15 protein-coding genes are annotated in these 15,194 nt (G+C 60.3%); 1 reads left to right on the top strand and 14 read right to left on the bottom strand.

Annotated features, from left to right (window positions below):
* Nucleotides 1–46: 46 nt before the first annotated feature.
* From K0F86_RS06305 to rpsO, 4 genes are all read right to left on the bottom strand, one after another.
* A complete protein-coding gene (locus K0F86_RS06305) occupies nt 47–343 on the bottom strand; it encodes a hypothetical protein (RefSeq protein WP_219133619.1) in 297 nt (98 codons plus the stop codon).
* Between the two features lie 9 nt (nt 344–352).
* On the bottom strand, nt 353–1,048 hold the full coding sequence (locus K0F86_RS06310; protein WP_219133620.1) for a hypothetical protein: 696 nt from the start codon (nt 1,046–1,048) through the stop codon (nt 353–355).
* A 203-nt stretch (nt 1,049–1,251) separates the two neighbouring features.
* Nucleotides 1,252–3,369: a polyribonucleotide nucleotidyltransferase gene (pnp, locus tag K0F86_RS06315; RefSeq protein WP_071076349.1), complete on the bottom strand. Its 2,118-nt coding sequence runs from the start codon at nt 3,367–3,369 to the stop codon at nt 1,252–1,254.
* 221 nt (nt 3,370–3,590) lie between these two features.
* On the bottom strand, nt 3,591–3,860 hold the full coding sequence (gene rpsO, locus K0F86_RS06320; protein WP_071076969.1) for a 30S ribosomal protein S15: 270 nt from the start codon (nt 3,858–3,860) through the stop codon (nt 3,591–3,593).
* Between the two features lie 185 nt (nt 3,861–4,045).
* On the opposite strand from rpsO, the gene bamE reads away from it, so the two are divergent.
* Nucleotides 4,046–4,543 (top strand): outer membrane protein assembly factor BamE, encoded by a 498-nt coding sequence (gene bamE, locus K0F86_RS06325; RefSeq protein ID WP_219133621.1) that lies wholly within the window; start codon nt 4,046–4,048, stop codon nt 4,541–4,543.
* 7 nt (nt 4,544–4,550) lie between these two features.
* On the opposite strand, the gene K0F86_RS06330 is transcribed toward bamE, so the two are convergent.
* The 10 genes from K0F86_RS06330 to K0F86_RS06375 all read right to left on the bottom strand — a co-directional run bounded on the left by K0F86_RS06330 (nt 4,551) and on the right by K0F86_RS06375 (nt 14,732).
* Nucleotides 4,551–6,095 carry a 2-isopropylmalate synthase gene (locus K0F86_RS06330; RefSeq protein WP_219133622.1) on the bottom strand — a complete coding sequence of 515 codons (1,545 nt, stop codon included), beginning with the start codon at nt 6,093–6,095 and terminating at the stop codon, nt 4,551–4,553.
* A 48-nt stretch (nt 6,096–6,143) separates the two neighbouring features.
* Nucleotides 6,144–6,995, bottom strand: a complete 852-nt coding sequence (pssA, locus tag K0F86_RS06335) for a CDP-diacylglycerol--serine O-phosphatidyltransferase (protein ID WP_219133623.1) — start codon at nt 6,993–6,995, stop codon at nt 6,144–6,146.
* Nucleotides 6,996–7,152: 157 nt separating this feature from the next.
* The gene (locus K0F86_RS06340) at nt 7,153–7,908 is read right to left on the bottom strand and encodes an SIMPL domain-containing protein (protein WP_219133625.1); all 756 of its coding nucleotides are present in this window, start codon (nt 7,906–7,908) and stop codon (nt 7,153–7,155) included.
* 111 nt (nt 7,909–8,019) lie between these two features.
* Complete coding sequence (locus K0F86_RS06345) at nt 8,020–8,778, bottom strand: SIMPL domain-containing protein (protein WP_219133626.1); 759 nt, start codon at nt 8,776–8,778, stop codon at nt 8,020–8,022.
* 207 nt (nt 8,779–8,985) lie between these two features.
* A complete protein-coding gene (locus tag K0F86_RS06350; RefSeq protein ID WP_219133627.1) occupies nt 8,986–10,224 on the bottom strand; it encodes an MFS transporter in 1,239 nt (412 codons plus the stop codon).
* 223 nt (nt 10,225–10,447) lie between these two features.
* A complete protein-coding gene (locus K0F86_RS06355; RefSeq protein ID WP_219133629.1) occupies nt 10,448–10,861 on the bottom strand; it encodes a hypothetical protein in 414 nt (137 codons plus the stop codon).
* The gene (locus K0F86_RS06360; protein WP_219133630.1) at nt 10,851–11,246 is read right to left on the bottom strand and encodes a hypothetical protein; all 396 of its coding nucleotides are present in this window, start codon (nt 11,244–11,246) and stop codon (nt 10,851–10,853) included. Before K0F86_RS06360 ends, K0F86_RS06355 begins: the two co-directional genes overlap by 11 nt.
* Nucleotides 11,247–11,414: 168 nt before the next feature.
* A complete protein-coding gene (ilvC, locus tag K0F86_RS06365; protein ID WP_034750044.1) occupies nt 11,415–12,431 on the bottom strand; it encodes a ketol-acid reductoisomerase in 1,017 nt (338 codons plus the stop codon).
* Nucleotides 12,432–12,507: 76 nt separating this feature from the next.
* Nucleotides 12,508–12,999, bottom strand: a complete 492-nt coding sequence (ilvN, locus tag K0F86_RS06370) for an acetolactate synthase small subunit (RefSeq protein ID WP_071076341.1) — start codon at nt 12,997–12,999, stop codon at nt 12,508–12,510.
* 2 nt (nt 13,000–13,001) lie between these two features.
* The gene (locus tag K0F86_RS06375) at nt 13,002–14,732 is read right to left on the bottom strand and encodes an acetolactate synthase 3 catalytic subunit (RefSeq protein ID WP_096236702.1); all 1,731 of its coding nucleotides are present in this window, start codon (nt 14,730–14,732) and stop codon (nt 13,002–13,004) included.
* Nucleotides 14,733–15,194: the final 462 nt, after the last annotated feature.

Consider the following 15,194-nt stretch of genomic DNA (forward strand, 5'->3'; position numbering starts at 1 on the left):
CCCAGAAACAACAATTGATACCATACATTAATCAAATGATTGCCAATCAGATATCACCCCGCAGCTTGCGCAAGGCCGGCGATTCGCCGCCCGTCGCCTCGATGCGGAAGCGGGCAAATGCCTGCTCCAGTTCGGGGTACTGGCGCAAGCCGCCTTCCGTAAAATAACGCCCGCCGGGGATATCGCCCCATGGCAGGGGTGTGCTCAAGGCGCCGCTGCCAGCCAGGGCCAGCAGCGGCTCGACCGCGCTACGCAAGTCGGCCACCTCCCCGTCTATGGGCGCCAGGCGTGCCAGCAACTGCTCCAGTTCGGCGGCAAGGGCTCGCAAGCGCTGTTGGTCCATCATCTCTCCTCAGTTCCTGATCGTGCCGATCAGCACGGGCGCCGACCACAAGTTGCGATTTGGCAATAAATACTGTTGCGCCCCGCCCTTGCGCCGCACCAGGCCGCCCAGCTCTTGCGTGGGCGCCACCTGGCTGACGAAGACGTTCACCGTGCCCTTGGGCATGATCTGGTACACATCATACAGCGGCGCCTCGCTCTTCAAGGGCAAGCCGAAACAGTCGGCCAGGCTGGCGCACTGACCCGCCGCCAGCTGCAATTGCGCGCTGGTGGTGAAATAGGGCGAATATGGCGACACATTCTGGCCATGCGGCACGATTTTTACCAATGCGGCCGACATGGCTTGCAGGTCCGGCAAGGTGCTGCCGGAAGCGAGCTGCTCGACCGCCCGCGCATAAATCGTCTCGGCCGGAGCGGCCGGGTCGGCGGCGCGCAGTTCGCGCAGGAACTGCTGCCCTGGCCCGCTATCGAGATAGGAGTCGATAGCTTCACGCGGCAAGCCCGCCGTCTTGAAGGTGCTGAGGTCATTGATTTCGCGCGCATGCACGGCGCGCAAGGCGTCGAGGTCTTGCGCCGGCATGGCCGTGGACGCGGCGGCGATAGGGATGGGCAGCGGCACCGGCGTGGGCGCGTTGTCCAGCTGTGCCCAGGCGCCGGGCGAAACGACAAGCAGAAAGGCGGCGGCCAGCCCGCAGAATGTGCGCATGCTGCATCTCCTTGGAAGACTCGTTCAGGGGAAGATCCCCTCCCGAATCTACAAGGCGCAAAACTGGCCACTGCGAGCTGGATCAAGGCCGATGCGCAAAGCGGCATCTACCTTGATGCAGCACAAACGCGGCGCAAAAAAACCGCCAGGGCTTGCGCGCTGGCGGTTGTTGAGCATGCGGCCGAGGCCGCAGTCAGTCTGACTTAAGCGGCTGGCGCTTCGTTGCCTTCAGCAGCCTTCATCGACAGCTTCAGACGGCCGCGGTCGTCCGTTTCCAGAACCTTGACGCGGACCAGCTGGCCTTCTTTCAGGTAGTCGGCCACGGCGTTGACGCGCTCGTTGGCGATCTGCGAAATGTGCAGCAAGCCGTCTTTGCCTGGCATGACTTGCACGATGGCGCCGAAGTCCAGCAGTTTCAGCACGGTGCCTTCGTAGGTCTTGCCCACTTCGACGGAGGCGGTCAGTTCTTCGATGCGGCGCTTGGCTTCCTGGCCGGCAGCAGCGTCGACGGAAGCGATGGTGACCACGCCTTCGTCGCTGATGTCGATCTGGGTGCCCGTCTCTTCGGTCAGCGCGCGAATCACGGCGCCGCCCTTGCCAATCACGTCACGGATTTTTTCCGGGTTGATCTTGATGGTGATCAGACGCGGTGCGAAATCGGACAGTTCGGTTTTGACGTGCGGCATAGCTTTTTGCATTTCGCCCAGGATGTGCTCGCGGCCTTCCTTGGCTTGCGCCAGTGCCACTTGCATGATTTCCTTGGTGATGCCCATGATCTTGATGTCCATCTGCAGCGCCGTGATACCGTTGCGGGTACCGGCTACCTTGAAGTCCATGTCGCCCAGGTGATCTTCGTCGCCCAGGATGTCGGACAGCACGGCAAACTTGCCGCCTTCCTTGATCAGGCCCATGGCGATACCGGCCACGTGTTCTTTCATCGGCACGCCGGCGTCCATCAGTGCCAGGCAGCCGCCGCACACCGAAGCCATCGACGAGGAACCGTTCGATTCCGTGATTTCCGATACCAGGCGCACCGAGTAGCTGAACTCTTCGGCTGCTGGCAGGGCGGCGATCAGCGCGCGCTTGGCCAGACGGCCGTGGCCGATTTCGCGGCGTTTCGGCGTACCGACACGGCCCGTTTCGCCGGTGGCGAACGGAGGCATGTTGTAATGCAGCATGAACGAATCGGTGAACTCGCCCATCAGCGCATCGATCTTCTGGCTGTCGCGGGCGGTGCCCAAAGTTGCCACGACCAGCGCCTGCGTTTCGCCGCGCGTGAACAGGGCCGAACCGTGGGTACGTGGCAGCACGCTGGTGCGGATCGAGATCGGACGCACGGTGCGCGTGTCGCGGCCGTCGATGCGTGGCTCGCCGTCCAGGATTTGCGTACGCACAATCTTGGCTTCGATGTCGAACAGGATGTTGTTCACTTCGGCGCTGTCGATCGACGCGCCACCGTTGGCGGCGGCTTCAGCCGACAGATCGGCGATCACTTCCGACGTCGCCGCTTTCAGCTTGGCCGTGCGCTCTTGCTTGTCCTTGGTTTGATACGCGTCATTGATCTTGGCGTTGGCGAAATGCGCGACGCGGGCGATCAGTGCTTCGTTTTTTGGCGCAGGCGCCCATTCCACTTCCGGCTTGCCGCCGTCACGCACCAGGTCGTGAATCGCGTCGATGACGACTTTCATCTGGTCGTGGCCAAAGACCACGGCGCCCAGCATGATTTCTTCGGACAGCTGTTTCGCTTCCGATTCGACCATCAGCACGGCCGTTTCGGTACCGGCGACCACCAGGTCCATTTCCGACGTTTTCAGCTGCTGAACGGTCGGGTTCAGGATGTACTGGCCGTTGGCGTAACCGACGCGCGCGGCGCCGATCGGACCGCTGAAAGGCACGCCCGAGACGCACAGGGCAGCGGAGGCGCCGATCATGGCGGCGATGTCCGGATCGATTTCAGGGTTGACCGACAACACGTGAATGATGACTTGCACTTCATTCAGGTAGCCTTCCGGGAACAGCGGACGGATAGGACGGTCGATCAGACGCGATGTCAGTGTTTCTTTTTCGGAAGGACGGCCTTCGCGCTTGAAAAAACCGCCCGGAATTTTACCGGCAGCATAGGTTTTTTCAACATAATCTACCGTCAAAGGGAAGAAATCCTGGCCTGGTTTGGCATCTTTGCGTGCCACCACCGTTGCCAGAACGACGGTATCTTCGATCGACACCAGCACTGCGCCGGATGCCTGACGTGCGATTTCGCCGGTTTCCAGGGTCACTTGGTGTTGACCGTACTGGAAGGTTTTCGTAACTTTGTTAAACATGGGGTATCCCTTTTCTAATTGCCGACAGATTTTCAGGGGCTGTCGTTCACCTCACCACAGGCGGTGGAAAAACCGTTGCCGCCTTTACTACTTTACTTTTAAAACATGATATCGGTAGGAGCATACTGCACTTACCGACATAAATCCGGAATTCAAATGACAAAATGCCCGCGTCAGCGAACTGGCGCAGGCATTTCTGTATAAACCTTGTACGGCAAAAATTACTTGCGCAGACCAAGTTTAGCGATCAGGTCGCGATAACGGGTAGCGTCTTTCGACTTCAGGTAGGACAACAGGCTCTTACGACGGTTGACCATCATGATCAGGCCGCGGCGGGAGTGGTGATCTTTCGAGTGTGCTTTGAAGTGGCCGTTCAGTTCGTTGATGCGAGCTGTCAGCAGTGCAACTTGCACTTCAGGGGAGCCGGTGTCGTTTTGACCACGTGCGTTGTCCGCGATGATAGCGGCTTTGTTGATGTTTTCTACTGTCATGATAAACCTTTCACATGCGGTGCACAGAGTCTGAACCCTATCCACCGTGAACTACGATTATTAAAATACTGGCCTATGCTTCCAACCAGACGCGCAAGTATATCGGAAAAAAGCCCGCCTGTATCCTGCCGTGCGCTCTTTTCTCGGCGCATGATAGGATTTTCCCGCATTTCAGGAGGACAAACATGAAAAAACTGCTCAAATTAGCAACGCCGCTGCTGTTTGCCGTGCTGGCCGGCTGCGCCAGCTGGAACGTCCCGCCGCCGCAGCCGGGCGAACCGCGCGCCGCCGTGGAAGCGCGCCTGGGCCGGCCGACGAATATCTACCAGCTGCCCACGGGGCCGGAACTGGAATACGCCACGGGGCCGTACGGCCAGTACACGTATATGGCCCGCTTCGGCCCCGACGACAAGTTGATTTCCTACGAGCAGGTGCTCGACACGCCGGGCTTTGCCCGCATCAAGGTGGGCGTGTCGACCCAGCAAGACGTGCTGCACACCCTGGGCCGCCCAACGGAAACATCGTATCTGGCGCTGCCGAAACTGCACGTCTGGTCTTACCGCTACAAGGAATCGGGCGTGTGGGATTCCATGATGCACGTGCACTTCGACCATGACGGCATCGTGCGCATGATGATGAATGGGCCCGATCCGGCCAAGGAAGAGCGCCGCTTTTTCTGGTGATATATGGCTAAGGTTGCGGGTCGATCCGTTCATCCTTGGAATGCAGTTTGTTGAGCGCCGACAAATACGCCTTGGCCGAGGCGACGATGATGTCGGGGTCGGCACCCACGCCGTTGACGATGCGCCCGTCGCGCGACAATCGCATCGTCACTTCGCCCTGCGACTGCGTGCCCGTGCTGATGGCATTGACGGAGAACAAGACCAGCTCCGCACCGCTGGCGGCCGCGCTTTCGATGGCGTTGACGGTGGCGTCGACGGGGCCGTCGCCCTGCCCTTCGCAGCTGCGCTGCACGCCGCCGACAAGAAACTCCACGCGCGCATGCGGCACGGCGCCCGTCGTCGACTGCTGTGTCAGGGAAATGAAACGGTAGTGCTCACTCTCCTGCGCCTGCTGTTCCTCGCTGACGAGGGCCATGATGTCTTCGTCGAAAATCTCGGATTTGCGGTCGGCAAGTTCCTTGAAGCGCAGGAAGGCCGCGTTGACTTCCGCCTCCGATTCGAGCGCGATGCCCAGCTCGTGCAACCGCTGCTTGAAGGCGTTGCGGCCCGACAGTTTACCCAGGACGATCTTGTTGGCCGTCCAGCCCACGTCTTCGGCGCGCATGATTTCATACGTCTCGCGCGCCTTTAAGATGCCGTCCTGGTGGATGCCGGAGGCGTGCGCAAAGGCGTTCGCCCCCACGACGGCCTTGTTCGGCTGCACGGCGAAGCCCGTGATCTGCGACACCATTTTCGAGGCCGCCACGATTTGCGTCGTATCGATGCCCACCGTCAAGTTGTAATAGGCGGCGCGCGTGCGCAGCGCCATCACCACCTCTTCCAGCGCCGTGTTGCCGGCCCGCTCGCCGAGGCCATTGACGGTGCACTCGATCTGCCGCGCGCCACCGATCATGACGCCGGCCAGCGAATTGGCCACAGCCAGGCCCAGGTCGTTATGACAATGGACAGACCAGATGGCTTTATCGGCATTCGGTATGCGTTCGCGCAAACGCTTGATCGTATTGCCGAAGATCTCGGGCACGGCGTAACCCACCGTGTCGGGGAAATTGATGGTGGTGGCGCCCTCGGCGATCACGGCTTCGAGCACGCGGCACAAAAAATCTTCGTCGGAGCGGCTGCCGTCTTCGGGGCTGAATTCGATATCGTCCGTGAACTGGCGCGCGTAGCGCACGGCGTTCTGCGCCTGCGTCAGCACTTGCTCAGGCGTCATGCGCAGCTTCATCTGCATGTGCAGCGGTGAAGTGGCAATGAAGGTGTGGATGCGCTTGCGCTCGGCGGGCGCCAGCGCTTCGGCGGCGCGGGCGATGTCGCGGTCGTTGGCGCGCGACAGCGAACAGATGGTCGATTCGCGCACGGCGCCGGCAATCGCCCGTATCGACTCGAAGTCGCCCTGCGAGGCGGCCGCGAAGCCCGCTTCGATCACATCGACCTTCATGCGTTCGAGCTGCTTGGCGATGCGCAGCTTTTCCTCGCGCGTCATGGAAGCGCCCGGCGATTGCTCGCCGTCGCGCAAGGTGGTGTCAAAAATGATGAGTCGGTTGCTGGTGTTCATGGCTGCTCCTGGCTGGCTGAAGACTGGCGATGCTACCGACTCGGCGCATTAATGCTCGTGGTCGGTCTGGATGATGCTGACGGGCTTGCCCTTCGCCATGCGCCAGAAAAACACGGCGTAGCCGGACAGGCCATAGGCGACGAAAATCGGGAACAGCACTTTTGGCGGGTCGATGGAAATGAGCGCGAAGAACAATGCCAGCAGGAATACCACGATGAAGGGCACGGACTTGCGGAAATTCACATCCTTGAAACTGTAGAACGGCACATTCGTGACCATGGTCAGGCCGGCGAACAGGGCGATCGTCCACGAGACCCAGGCCAGCTGGTTGCCGGCAAATTCCAGGTCGTTCATCAGCAGGATGAAGCCGGCCACCATGGCGGCGGCAGCCGGGCTAGGCAAGCCCTGGAAGAAGCGCTTGTCGACCACGGCGATATTCGTGTTGAAGCGGGCCAGGCGCAAGGCGGCGCCGGCGCAGTACACGAAGGCGGCCAGCCAGCCCAGTTTACCCATGCCGCGCAGCGACCATTCATAGATCACCAGCGCCGGCGCGGCGCCGAACGACACCATGTCGGACAGGCTGTCGTACTGGGCGCCGAATTCGCTCTGCGTATTCGTCAGGCGGGCGATGCGGCCGTCGAGGCCGTCGAGGATCATGGCGATGAAGATGGCCCAGGCCGCGTGTTCGAATTTCTGGTTCATGGCCATGACGATGGCGTAGAAGCCGCAAAACAGGGCTGCCGTCGTGAAGGCGTTCGGCAACAGATAGATGCCGCGGCGGCGCAAGGTTTTCTTGCCCGTGCCATCGGCCACCGGCTGGCGCACGAATTTGCTGAAGCGGGACGCTTTGGATGCTGCGGGAGTGCCGTTCTTGCCTCTACGACGGGGGAAGTTTGCCATGTTGTTCCATATCTTGTGTACTGCGGGGGATTCGGTGCCAGATGGCAGGCGCATTCGTCTTGCGGCATGCGCCTGCCGATCTTGCCATTATAGATGAGCCGCCGCCAAAGAAAAGCGCGGCGGCGTCAAGCCGGCAATATTGACACCAATACTAGCCTTATTTGAACTTGATCTTCGCCACCAGGCCCATGTTGAGGGTCGTTTCGCCTGGTTCGAAGCTCGGTTCGGCCACCTGGTTGCCGCCATAACCCATGGAGTCGGCGCTCATGGCGCGTGCACCAGCCATATTGGCGCGCTGCGCATAGTTGCCCGAACCTTCGAAATCGATGGTGTCGATCACGGCGTCATTGACGTTGCGGCCCATGGCGCCGGCGATGGCGACCACGCGCTCATTGAGGTTCTTGTACGCGGCGGCGATGCGCTGGTCGTCGAGCTTGCGGATGGTGGCGGGCGCCAGGCCGAAATTCAAACGGTTCAGGGTCAGCACGCCTTGCGCTGCGGAAACGGTTTTCGGCAAGGCGGCCAGGTTGGTCGTCGTCACCTGCAGGTACTGGCCTACGCGCCAGCCGGTCGGTACGCGTGCCTTGGCGGCGACGCCCGGCGGCAGGGGCGCCGTTTCCGGGTACACGGCATACGTGTAATAACCCTGGGTTTTCAGCACGGCTTGCGGATCGGCTTTCTTGACGATGGCCGCGCCCTGGTTCATCTTCTGGTTCACGCGCGAGGCGGCGGCGGCCTTGTCCTTGTCCTGCTCTTCGATGGCCAGGGTGACGGTCACCTGGTCGTTCGCATGCACCACTTCGCCATTCGCGGGCACCACCACAAGGGTGCCGGTGGTGGGCAAGGCCTGGGCGTGTGCGCTCAGGGCAACGGTAGCGGCGGCAGCGGCCAGCAGCGATTTCATGACGGTCATGGTGTTCTCCTGGAAAATAATGGGGCAAAAACGACCATGGGGCCAACAGCCCCATGATTTTTAAAACAGTCTAACGCGAAAACATTTCCACGTTGACGAGCTTACTCGCACTTACTTGAACTTGACCTTGCCGACGACGCGCATGTCGAGCGTCGTTTCGCCCGGCTCGAAGCTCGGCTCGGCGACGACGCTGCTGTCTTCGGCCATCTTGGCGCTGCGCATCATCATCGGTGCGGCGGCAGGACGGCTTTCGGTGGCGTAGTTGCCCGAACCTTCGAAGTCCACCGTATCGAGCACGGCGTCGGACACATTGCGGCCCATGGCCTTGGCGATGGCGGCCACGCGCTCATTGAGGTTTTTATACGTGGCGGCGATGCGCTGATCGTCCAGCAAGCGGATGGTTTCCGGCTTCAGGCCGAAATTCAAGCCATTCAGGGTCAGCACGCCTTGCGCCGCCGATACGGTTTTTGGCAAGGTCGCCAGGTTCGCCGTCGTCACTTCCAGGTACTGGCCGACACGCCATGCCGTTGGCAGGCGCGGCTTGGCCACGGCACCAGCCGGCAACGGGCGCTCTTCCGGATACACGGGATAGGTGTAGTAGCCGTACGATTTCAGCGCCGCCGATGGGTCGGCCTGCTTGACGATGGCGATGCCCTTGTTCATCTTCTGGTTGACTCGCGACGCGGCGGCAGCCTTGTCCTTGTCCTGTTCTTCGACGGCCAAGGTAGCGATCACCTGGTCGTTGACATGCTTGACTTCGCCAAACGCGGGGACGACCACCAGGGTGCCGTTGGTTGGCAAGGTTTGCGCTTGTGCGCTCAGGGCAACGGTGGCTGCGGCGGCAACAAGGATGGATTTCATCACGGTCATGGGGGGTACTCCTAGGTAGTTAATATGGCTGACAGCCCGCGAAAGGGACGCTTTTGCCATCCCTTTCGCCTGAGAAACTTGTCAAACTGTGTAGATTCTAACGCCTCATTCGTTCCCGTGGCGCAAATTAACAAATCGTCACAAAATGTGCTTCCCAGTCACATCTGCTCACATTTCAATACACTGATATTCTAAATAACAGTGTTGTTAGTGACCTATGACCGCACCGCCGCTGCGCCGGCCCGGCTTGAAGCTGTGGCGGTGCGCGCGCCAGGCGATGGTCAACGCCACCAGCAGCAAGGCCAGCATGGCCCACGGAAACGACGCCACGCCATAGCCGTCGAGCAGCATGCCGCCCGCCAGGCCGCCACCCGCGATGGCCACGTTCCAGATGGTCGCCACCATCGCCTGCGCCACATCCATGCCATCGCCGGCCGCATCCGCCGACGCCGTCTGCAGCAAGGTGCCGGCGCCGCCGAAGGTGATGCCCCAGATGGCCATGCTGACATAGATGACGATAGGGGAGTCCATCGCCAGGCCCAGCGCCACCACCACCAGGGCAAAGGCGGCGATGCAGCCCAGCACGAGCGGGCGCAGCCAGCGATCGATCAGCTGGCTGACCAGCCAGATGCCGGCCAGCGATCCCACGCCATACACGAGCAGCACCAGGTCGACGCGGGGGCGCAAGCCGGACGGTGCCAGGAACGGCGCGATATATGTATACAGAATGTTATGCGCCAGCATCCAGGCGACGATCACCGCCAGAATCGGCCGCACACCGGGCGTCATGAACACCTGGCGGATCGACAGGCGCTCGCCATTCTTTTGCCCCGGATAATCGGGCACGACCAGCAACACCCACGCGACCAGCACCACTGCCATGCCGGACATGATGCCAAAGATGCTGCGCCAGCCCAGCACGCCGCCCATCAGGGTGCCCAGCGGCACGCCCAGCGACAGGGCCAGCGGCGTGCCGATCATGGCGATGGCCATCGCCCTGCCCTGCTGCTCGACGGACACCATGCGGCGCGCGTAGCCGGCCATCAAGCCCCAGGCCAGACCGGCGGCCATGCCCGTCACGAAACGCGAAACCAGGGCGACGAGGTAGTTGGGCGCCAGGGCCGTCGCCGTATTGAAGATCAAAAAGCCGATGATGGCCAGCAGCAGGACATTGCGCCGGCGCCAGCTGCTGGTGAGCGCCGTCAGGGGAATCGCCGTCAGGATGGAACCGATGGCGTACACGGTGACCAGCTGGCCCGTCATGACCTCGGAAATGCCGAGGTCCCGGGCAATCTGCGGCAGCAGGCCGGCTGGCAAGGTTTCCGACAGGAGGGCGAGAAATGCCGTCATGGCCAGGGCCAGCAAGGCCAGGATGGGAAGCCGTTCGGAAATGGAAGAGTCTGCAGTGCCCGGCATGGGCACTGTGGCGGTGATACGGTCGGTCATAGGGGTCCTTCAGATTGCGCAAGCGGCTAATCAGCTAGCGCCTGGCGTGCTACAAAAGCGGTGATGCGCGTTGCGGTCGGCAGATACCGAAACAGATGCAGTCCATGGGAAACTGCAAAGGAAGGGCGGGATTATATAGGAGGCGGGCGAAAAACGTGCGCGCAAGAAAAAAGCCAGGCTCCTGGTGGAGACCTGGCTTTACCCGGCAGACACTACGTCTGGCTCAGGCCGGATTGGCGGACCGCGACCGGGCTTGCCGCAGCAACCAGCCACCCAGGGCCGCGAAGCCCAGCAAGACGGCGACACCGGTCAAATAACTGTCAAACATGTCCACGCTTCCCGGCGGCATGAATTTCATCACATCATCACTGCCGAACATGCATGCCATGCACAGTAACAGGAACGCGGTAAAGCCCGTGGCGGCCAGCAGCACAATGCCGGTATCGCGCCGCCATTGAGCAAAACCGCTCAACGCCAGCCCAGCCAGCATCGCCACAATGCCGCAAACCGCGATGACTACCAGCATCGCCAGCTTGCCGTCGGGCTGCCGCTCGGCCAGGAACGCAAACAAGGTGATCAGATAGACAAACATCCCCGCAAGCGACTTGCAGACGATGCTGACGAACTTACGCATCATTCGCCGCCAGGCGCGGAGAAAAATAGGCGTTGGCCTGCGGGCGGAACAGGAAATAGGCAATCACGGCCAGCATCAGCACGCCAGGCACGAGCATGATTTTTACCGGTGACGTGAAAAGAGCCACGACCAGGCCAAACACGCTCCAGCCCAGATACAGCGTTCGCGCCCATTTATGGCCACGGCGCAGGGCAATGCCCGAGATGAGCGCAATGACCAGGCCCAGAAACATGACTGCATATTGCAACGGCACCGACATGGCGCTCTTGGCCATCAACTCCTTCGTTATCGGGTTATCCATGTTGAGGTAACTGGAGACCAGCGAGATGAGTGCCGTGACGATTAAAAACCAGCTGATGATATTGACAGAGGTGGGGCGATTGCTCACTTTTTGATTCCTATGGGAAATTAATTGAGTGACAATAATACAGATGGGAAACACTTAAATATACACAGATACTCACGCCCACCCCGGCGCGGCGCAACAGGCGGCATCACATGAACGAAAAAAAAGCCGGCTTGCGCCGGCTTTTCATTGCGAATGACTAATAAATGCTTAGTTCTTCGACTGGTCAACCATCTTGTTCTTGGCGATCCAAGGCATCATGGCGCGCAGTTTCGCGCCCACTTCTTCGATCTGGTGCTCGGACGTCAGGCGGCGGCGCGAGATCAGGGTCGGTGCGCCTGCCTTGTTTTCCAGGATGAAGCTCTTCGCGTATTCGCCCGTCTGAATATCTTTCAGGCATTGACGCATCGCATCCTTGGTGGCCGAGGTGACGACTTTAGGGCCGGTCACGTATTCGCCGTATTCGGCGTTGTTCGAGATCGAGTAGTTCATGTTGGCGATGCCGCCTTCATAGATCAGGTCGACGATCAGCTTCAGTTCGTGCAAGCACTCGAAATACGCCATTTCAGGCGCATAGCCCGCTTCCGTCAGGGTTTCGAAACCGGCCTTGATCAGCTCCACGGCGCCGCCGCACAGCACGGCTTGTTCGCCGAACAAATCCGTTTCGGTTTCTTCACGGAAGTTCGTTTCGATGATGCCGGCACGGCCGCCGCCGTTGGCCGAGGCGTACGACAGGGCGATATCGCGGGCGATGCCCGATTTATCCTGGTACACGGCGATCAGGTGGGGCACGCCGCCACCCTGGGTGTAGGTGGCGCGCACGGTGTGGCCCGGGGCTTTCGGCGCGACCATGATCACGTCCAGGTCGGCGCGTGGCACGACCTGGCCGTAATGCACGTTGAAGCCGTGGGCGAAGGCCAGTACGGCGCCTTGCTTGGCGAACGGGGCGATGTTTTCGTTGTAGACCTGGGCGATGTTTTCATCCGGCAGCAAGATCATGATGACGTCGGCCGCTTTCACGGCGTCGTTGACTTCCGCTACTTTCAGGCCGGCTTGCTCGACCTTGGTCCACGAAGCGCCGCCCTTGCGCAGGCCGACGGTGACGTTGACGCCCGAATCGTTCAGGTTTTGCGCGTGCGCGTGGCCTTGCGAACCGTAGCCGATGATGGCAACGTTTTTGCCTTTGATCAAGGAGAGGTCAGCGTCTTTGTCGTAAAAAACTTTCATGGTATTTCCTATAATTTGATGATGCGTTGTTGTTTTAAATGCGGCCCGCGGGCCGCGTAGTGCTGCGTCTGTGCTTTTATACTTTGAGGATGCGTTCGCCGCGGCCGATGCCGGAACCACCGGTGCGGACGGTTTCCAGGATGGAGGCGCGGTCGATCGAATCGATGAACGCGTCGAGCTTGACCTTGTTGCCGGTCAGTTCGATCGTGTACGTCTTTTCGGTGACATCGATGATGCGGCCACGGAAGATATCGGCGGTACGCTTCATTTCCTCGCGCTCCTTGCCCACGGCACGGACCTTGATCAGCATCAACTCGCGTTCGATATGCTGGCCTTCGGTCAGGTCGACCACCTTCACCACTTCAATCAGACGATTCAGGTGCTTGGTGATCTGCTCGATGATGTCGTCCGAGCCGCTGGTGACGATGGTCATGCGCGACAGGGTCGAGTCTTCCGTCGGCGCCACCGTCAAGGTTTCGATGTTGTAGCCGCGTGCCGAGAACAGGCCCACCACGCGCGACAGGGCGCCTGCTTCGTTTTCCAGCAAGACAGAAATAATATGGCGCATGATTAGAGATCCTCCGAACCGAGCATCATTTCGGAGAGGCCTTTGCCGGCTTTCACCATGGGCCACACGTTTTCGGACTGGTCGGTAATGAAGTTCATGAATACCAGCCTGTCTTTCATGGCAAACGCCTCTTTCAGGGCGCCGTCGACGTCGCCCGGTTTTTCAATTTTCATGCCCACGTGGCCGTACGCTTCAGCCAGCTTTTCGAAGTCGGGCAGCGAATCCATGTACGACTCGGAATAGCGCGAACCGTAATCGATTTCCTGCCACTGGCGCACCATGCCGAGGAAACGGTTGTTGAGCATGATGATCTTCGGCGTCAGGTGATACTGCTTGCACGTGGCGAGTTCCTGGATGCACATCTGGATCGAGCCTTCGCCCGTGATGCAGGCGACGGTGGCGTCCGGATTGGCCATCTGCACGCCCATGGCGTACGGCAAGCCGACGCCCATGGTGCCCAGGCCGCCGGAATTGATCCAGCGGCGCGGCTTGTCGAAGCCATAGTATTGCGCGGCCCACATCTGGTGCTGGCCCACGTCGGAGGTGATGAAAGCGTCGCCCTTGGTGAGCTGGAAGACTTTCTCGACCACCGATTGCGGCTTGATGACCAGGTCGGAGGTCGGGTATTTCAGGCATTCGCGGCCACGCCATTCGGCGATCTGCTTCCACCAGTTACTCAGCGCATTGACGTTCGGCTTGGCTTCGGCCGCGTCGAGTTGCGCGAGGAACTCGATCAGCACGTCCTTGACGTTGCCGACGATGGGGATATCGACCTTGACGCGCTTGGAAATCGACGATGGATCGATGTCCACGTGGATGATCTTGCGCGGATGCGAGGCGAAATGTTTCGGGTTGCCGATCACGCGGTCATCGAAACGGGCGCCGATGGCGATCAGCACGTCGCAATTCTGCATCGCCATGTTCGCTTCGTAGGTGCCGTGCATGCCGGGCATGCCGACATACTGCTCGCTCGAGGCGCGGTAGCCGCCCAGGCCCATCAAGGTGTTGGTGCACGGGAAACCCAGGCGGTCGACCAGCTTGTTCAGCTCGGGAGCCGCATTCGCCAGGATGACGCCGCCACCCGTGTAGATCATCGGGCGTTCGGCTTGCAGCAACAGCTGCACGGCCTTGCGGATCTGGCCCGAGTGGCCCTTGTCGACGGGACGGTAGGAACGCATCTCGACTTCCTTCGGATAGTCGAAATGGCATTTGTGCATGCTGATATCCTTGGGGATATCGACCAGCACGGGTCCCGGACGGCCGGTACGGGCGATGAAGAAGGCTTTCTTGATCGTCGCTGCCAGGTCCTTGACGTCCTTGACGAGGAAGTTGTGCTTGACCACGGGGCGCGTGATGCCGACCGTGTCGCATTCCTGGAACGCATCCTGGCCGATGGCGTGGCTCGGCACCTGACCGGAGATCACCACCATGGGAATCGAGTCCATGTACGCGGTCGACAGGCCTGTGACGGCATTCGTGACGCCCGGACCGGACGTGACGATGGCGACACCGACTTTGTTCGAGCTGCGCGAATAGGCATCGGCGGCGTGGATCGCGGCCTGCTCGTGGCGTACCAGGATATGCTGGAATTTGTTTTGCTGGAAGATGGCGTCGTAGATGTAGAGTACGGCTCCGCCCGGATATCCAAAGACGTGCTCGACGCCCTCTTCAGCCAGACAGCGCACGACAATTTCTGCGCCGGTAATTGGTCCTGCTGCTGCTTCGGTATTCATGAAACATTCCTTTCAAGGTCCATTGGAGATTGATCGGATGTTCTTTCCTGACGAAGTTCGCTGTGCGCGACAGTGCTCCTGCTTCCCTTTTCATGCGGTCACGCCATTTCTTTGGGCACCCATAGATACCTTACAAAACAACGCTTAACGCAACTCGTTTGGCCGGAGTTTCTGTGGCGCCTGTACGAACCGCTCGCGCTTGTGGCACGGGTTAGAACAAACTGCCTACAAATGAAAGCGCGTCTTGCCGCGGATGGCCTTGTGTGCCGGTCGCGACCTGACCATAGGGCTTTGGGGTGTTCAAAGCGTCCCATACGTTATCGCGTTGCACCATGATGGTCAAGGAAAATGTCGGCCTCGCTGCATTTTTGCTCGCACGACGTGCAAAAACCCTGCGGAAACGCACATTTTTTGCTAGCATGCACGGGGTTGCAAAAAGCATACCCGCCCCCATTTCGCCCA

This window comes from Janthinobacterium sp. UMAB-60 (genome assembly GCF_900095235.1).
GTDB lineage: Bacteria > Pseudomonadota > Gammaproteobacteria > Burkholderiales > Burkholderiaceae_D > Janthinobacterium.

Coding starts and splice junctions, on each gene's coding strand:
- K0F86_RS06305 (WP_219133619.1), bottom strand. CDS start 343: ATGGACCAACAGCGCTTGCGAGCCCTTGCCGCCGAACTGGAGCAGTTG.
- K0F86_RS06310 (WP_219133620.1), bottom strand. CDS start 1,048: ATGCGCACATTCTGCGGGCTGGCCGCCGCCTTTCTGCTTGTCGTTTCG.
- pnp (WP_071076349.1), bottom strand. CDS start 3,369: ATGTTTAACAAAGTTACGAAAACCTTCCAGTACGGTCAACACCAAGTG.
- rpsO (WP_071076969.1), bottom strand. CDS start 3,860: ATGACAGTAGAAAACATCAACAAAGCCGCTATCATCGCGGACAACGCA.
- bamE (WP_219133621.1), top strand. CDS start 4,046: ATGAAAAAACTGCTCAAATTAGCAACGCCGCTGCTGTTTGCCGTGCTG.
- K0F86_RS06330 (WP_219133622.1), bottom strand. CDS start 6,095: ATGAACACCAGCAACCGACTCATCATTTTTGACACCACCTTGCGCGAC.
- pssA (WP_219133623.1), bottom strand. CDS start 6,995: ATGGCAAACTTCCCCCGTCGTAGAGGCAAGAACGGCACTCCCGCAGCA.
- K0F86_RS06340 (WP_219133625.1), bottom strand. CDS start 7,908: ATGACCGTCATGAAATCGCTGCTGGCCGCTGCCGCCGCTACCGTTGCC.
- K0F86_RS06345 (WP_219133626.1), bottom strand. CDS start 8,778: ATGACCGTGATGAAATCCATCCTTGTTGCCGCCGCAGCCACCGTTGCC.
- K0F86_RS06350 (WP_219133627.1), bottom strand. CDS start 10,224: ATGACCGACCGTATCACCGCCACAGTGCCCATGCCGGGCACTGCAGAC.
- K0F86_RS06355 (WP_219133629.1), bottom strand. CDS start 10,861: ATGATGCGTAAGTTCGTCAGCATCGTCTGCAAGTCGCTTGCGGGGATG.
- ilvC (WP_034750044.1), bottom strand. CDS start 12,431: ATGAAAGTTTTTTACGACAAAGACGCTGACCTCTCCTTGATCAAAGGC.
- ilvN (WP_071076341.1), bottom strand. CDS start 12,999: ATGCGCCATATTATTTCTGTCTTGCTGGAAAACGAAGCAGGCGCCCTG.
- K0F86_RS06375 (WP_096236702.1), bottom strand. CDS start 14,732: ATGAATACCGAAGCAGCAGCAGGACCAATTACCGGCGCAGAAATTGTC.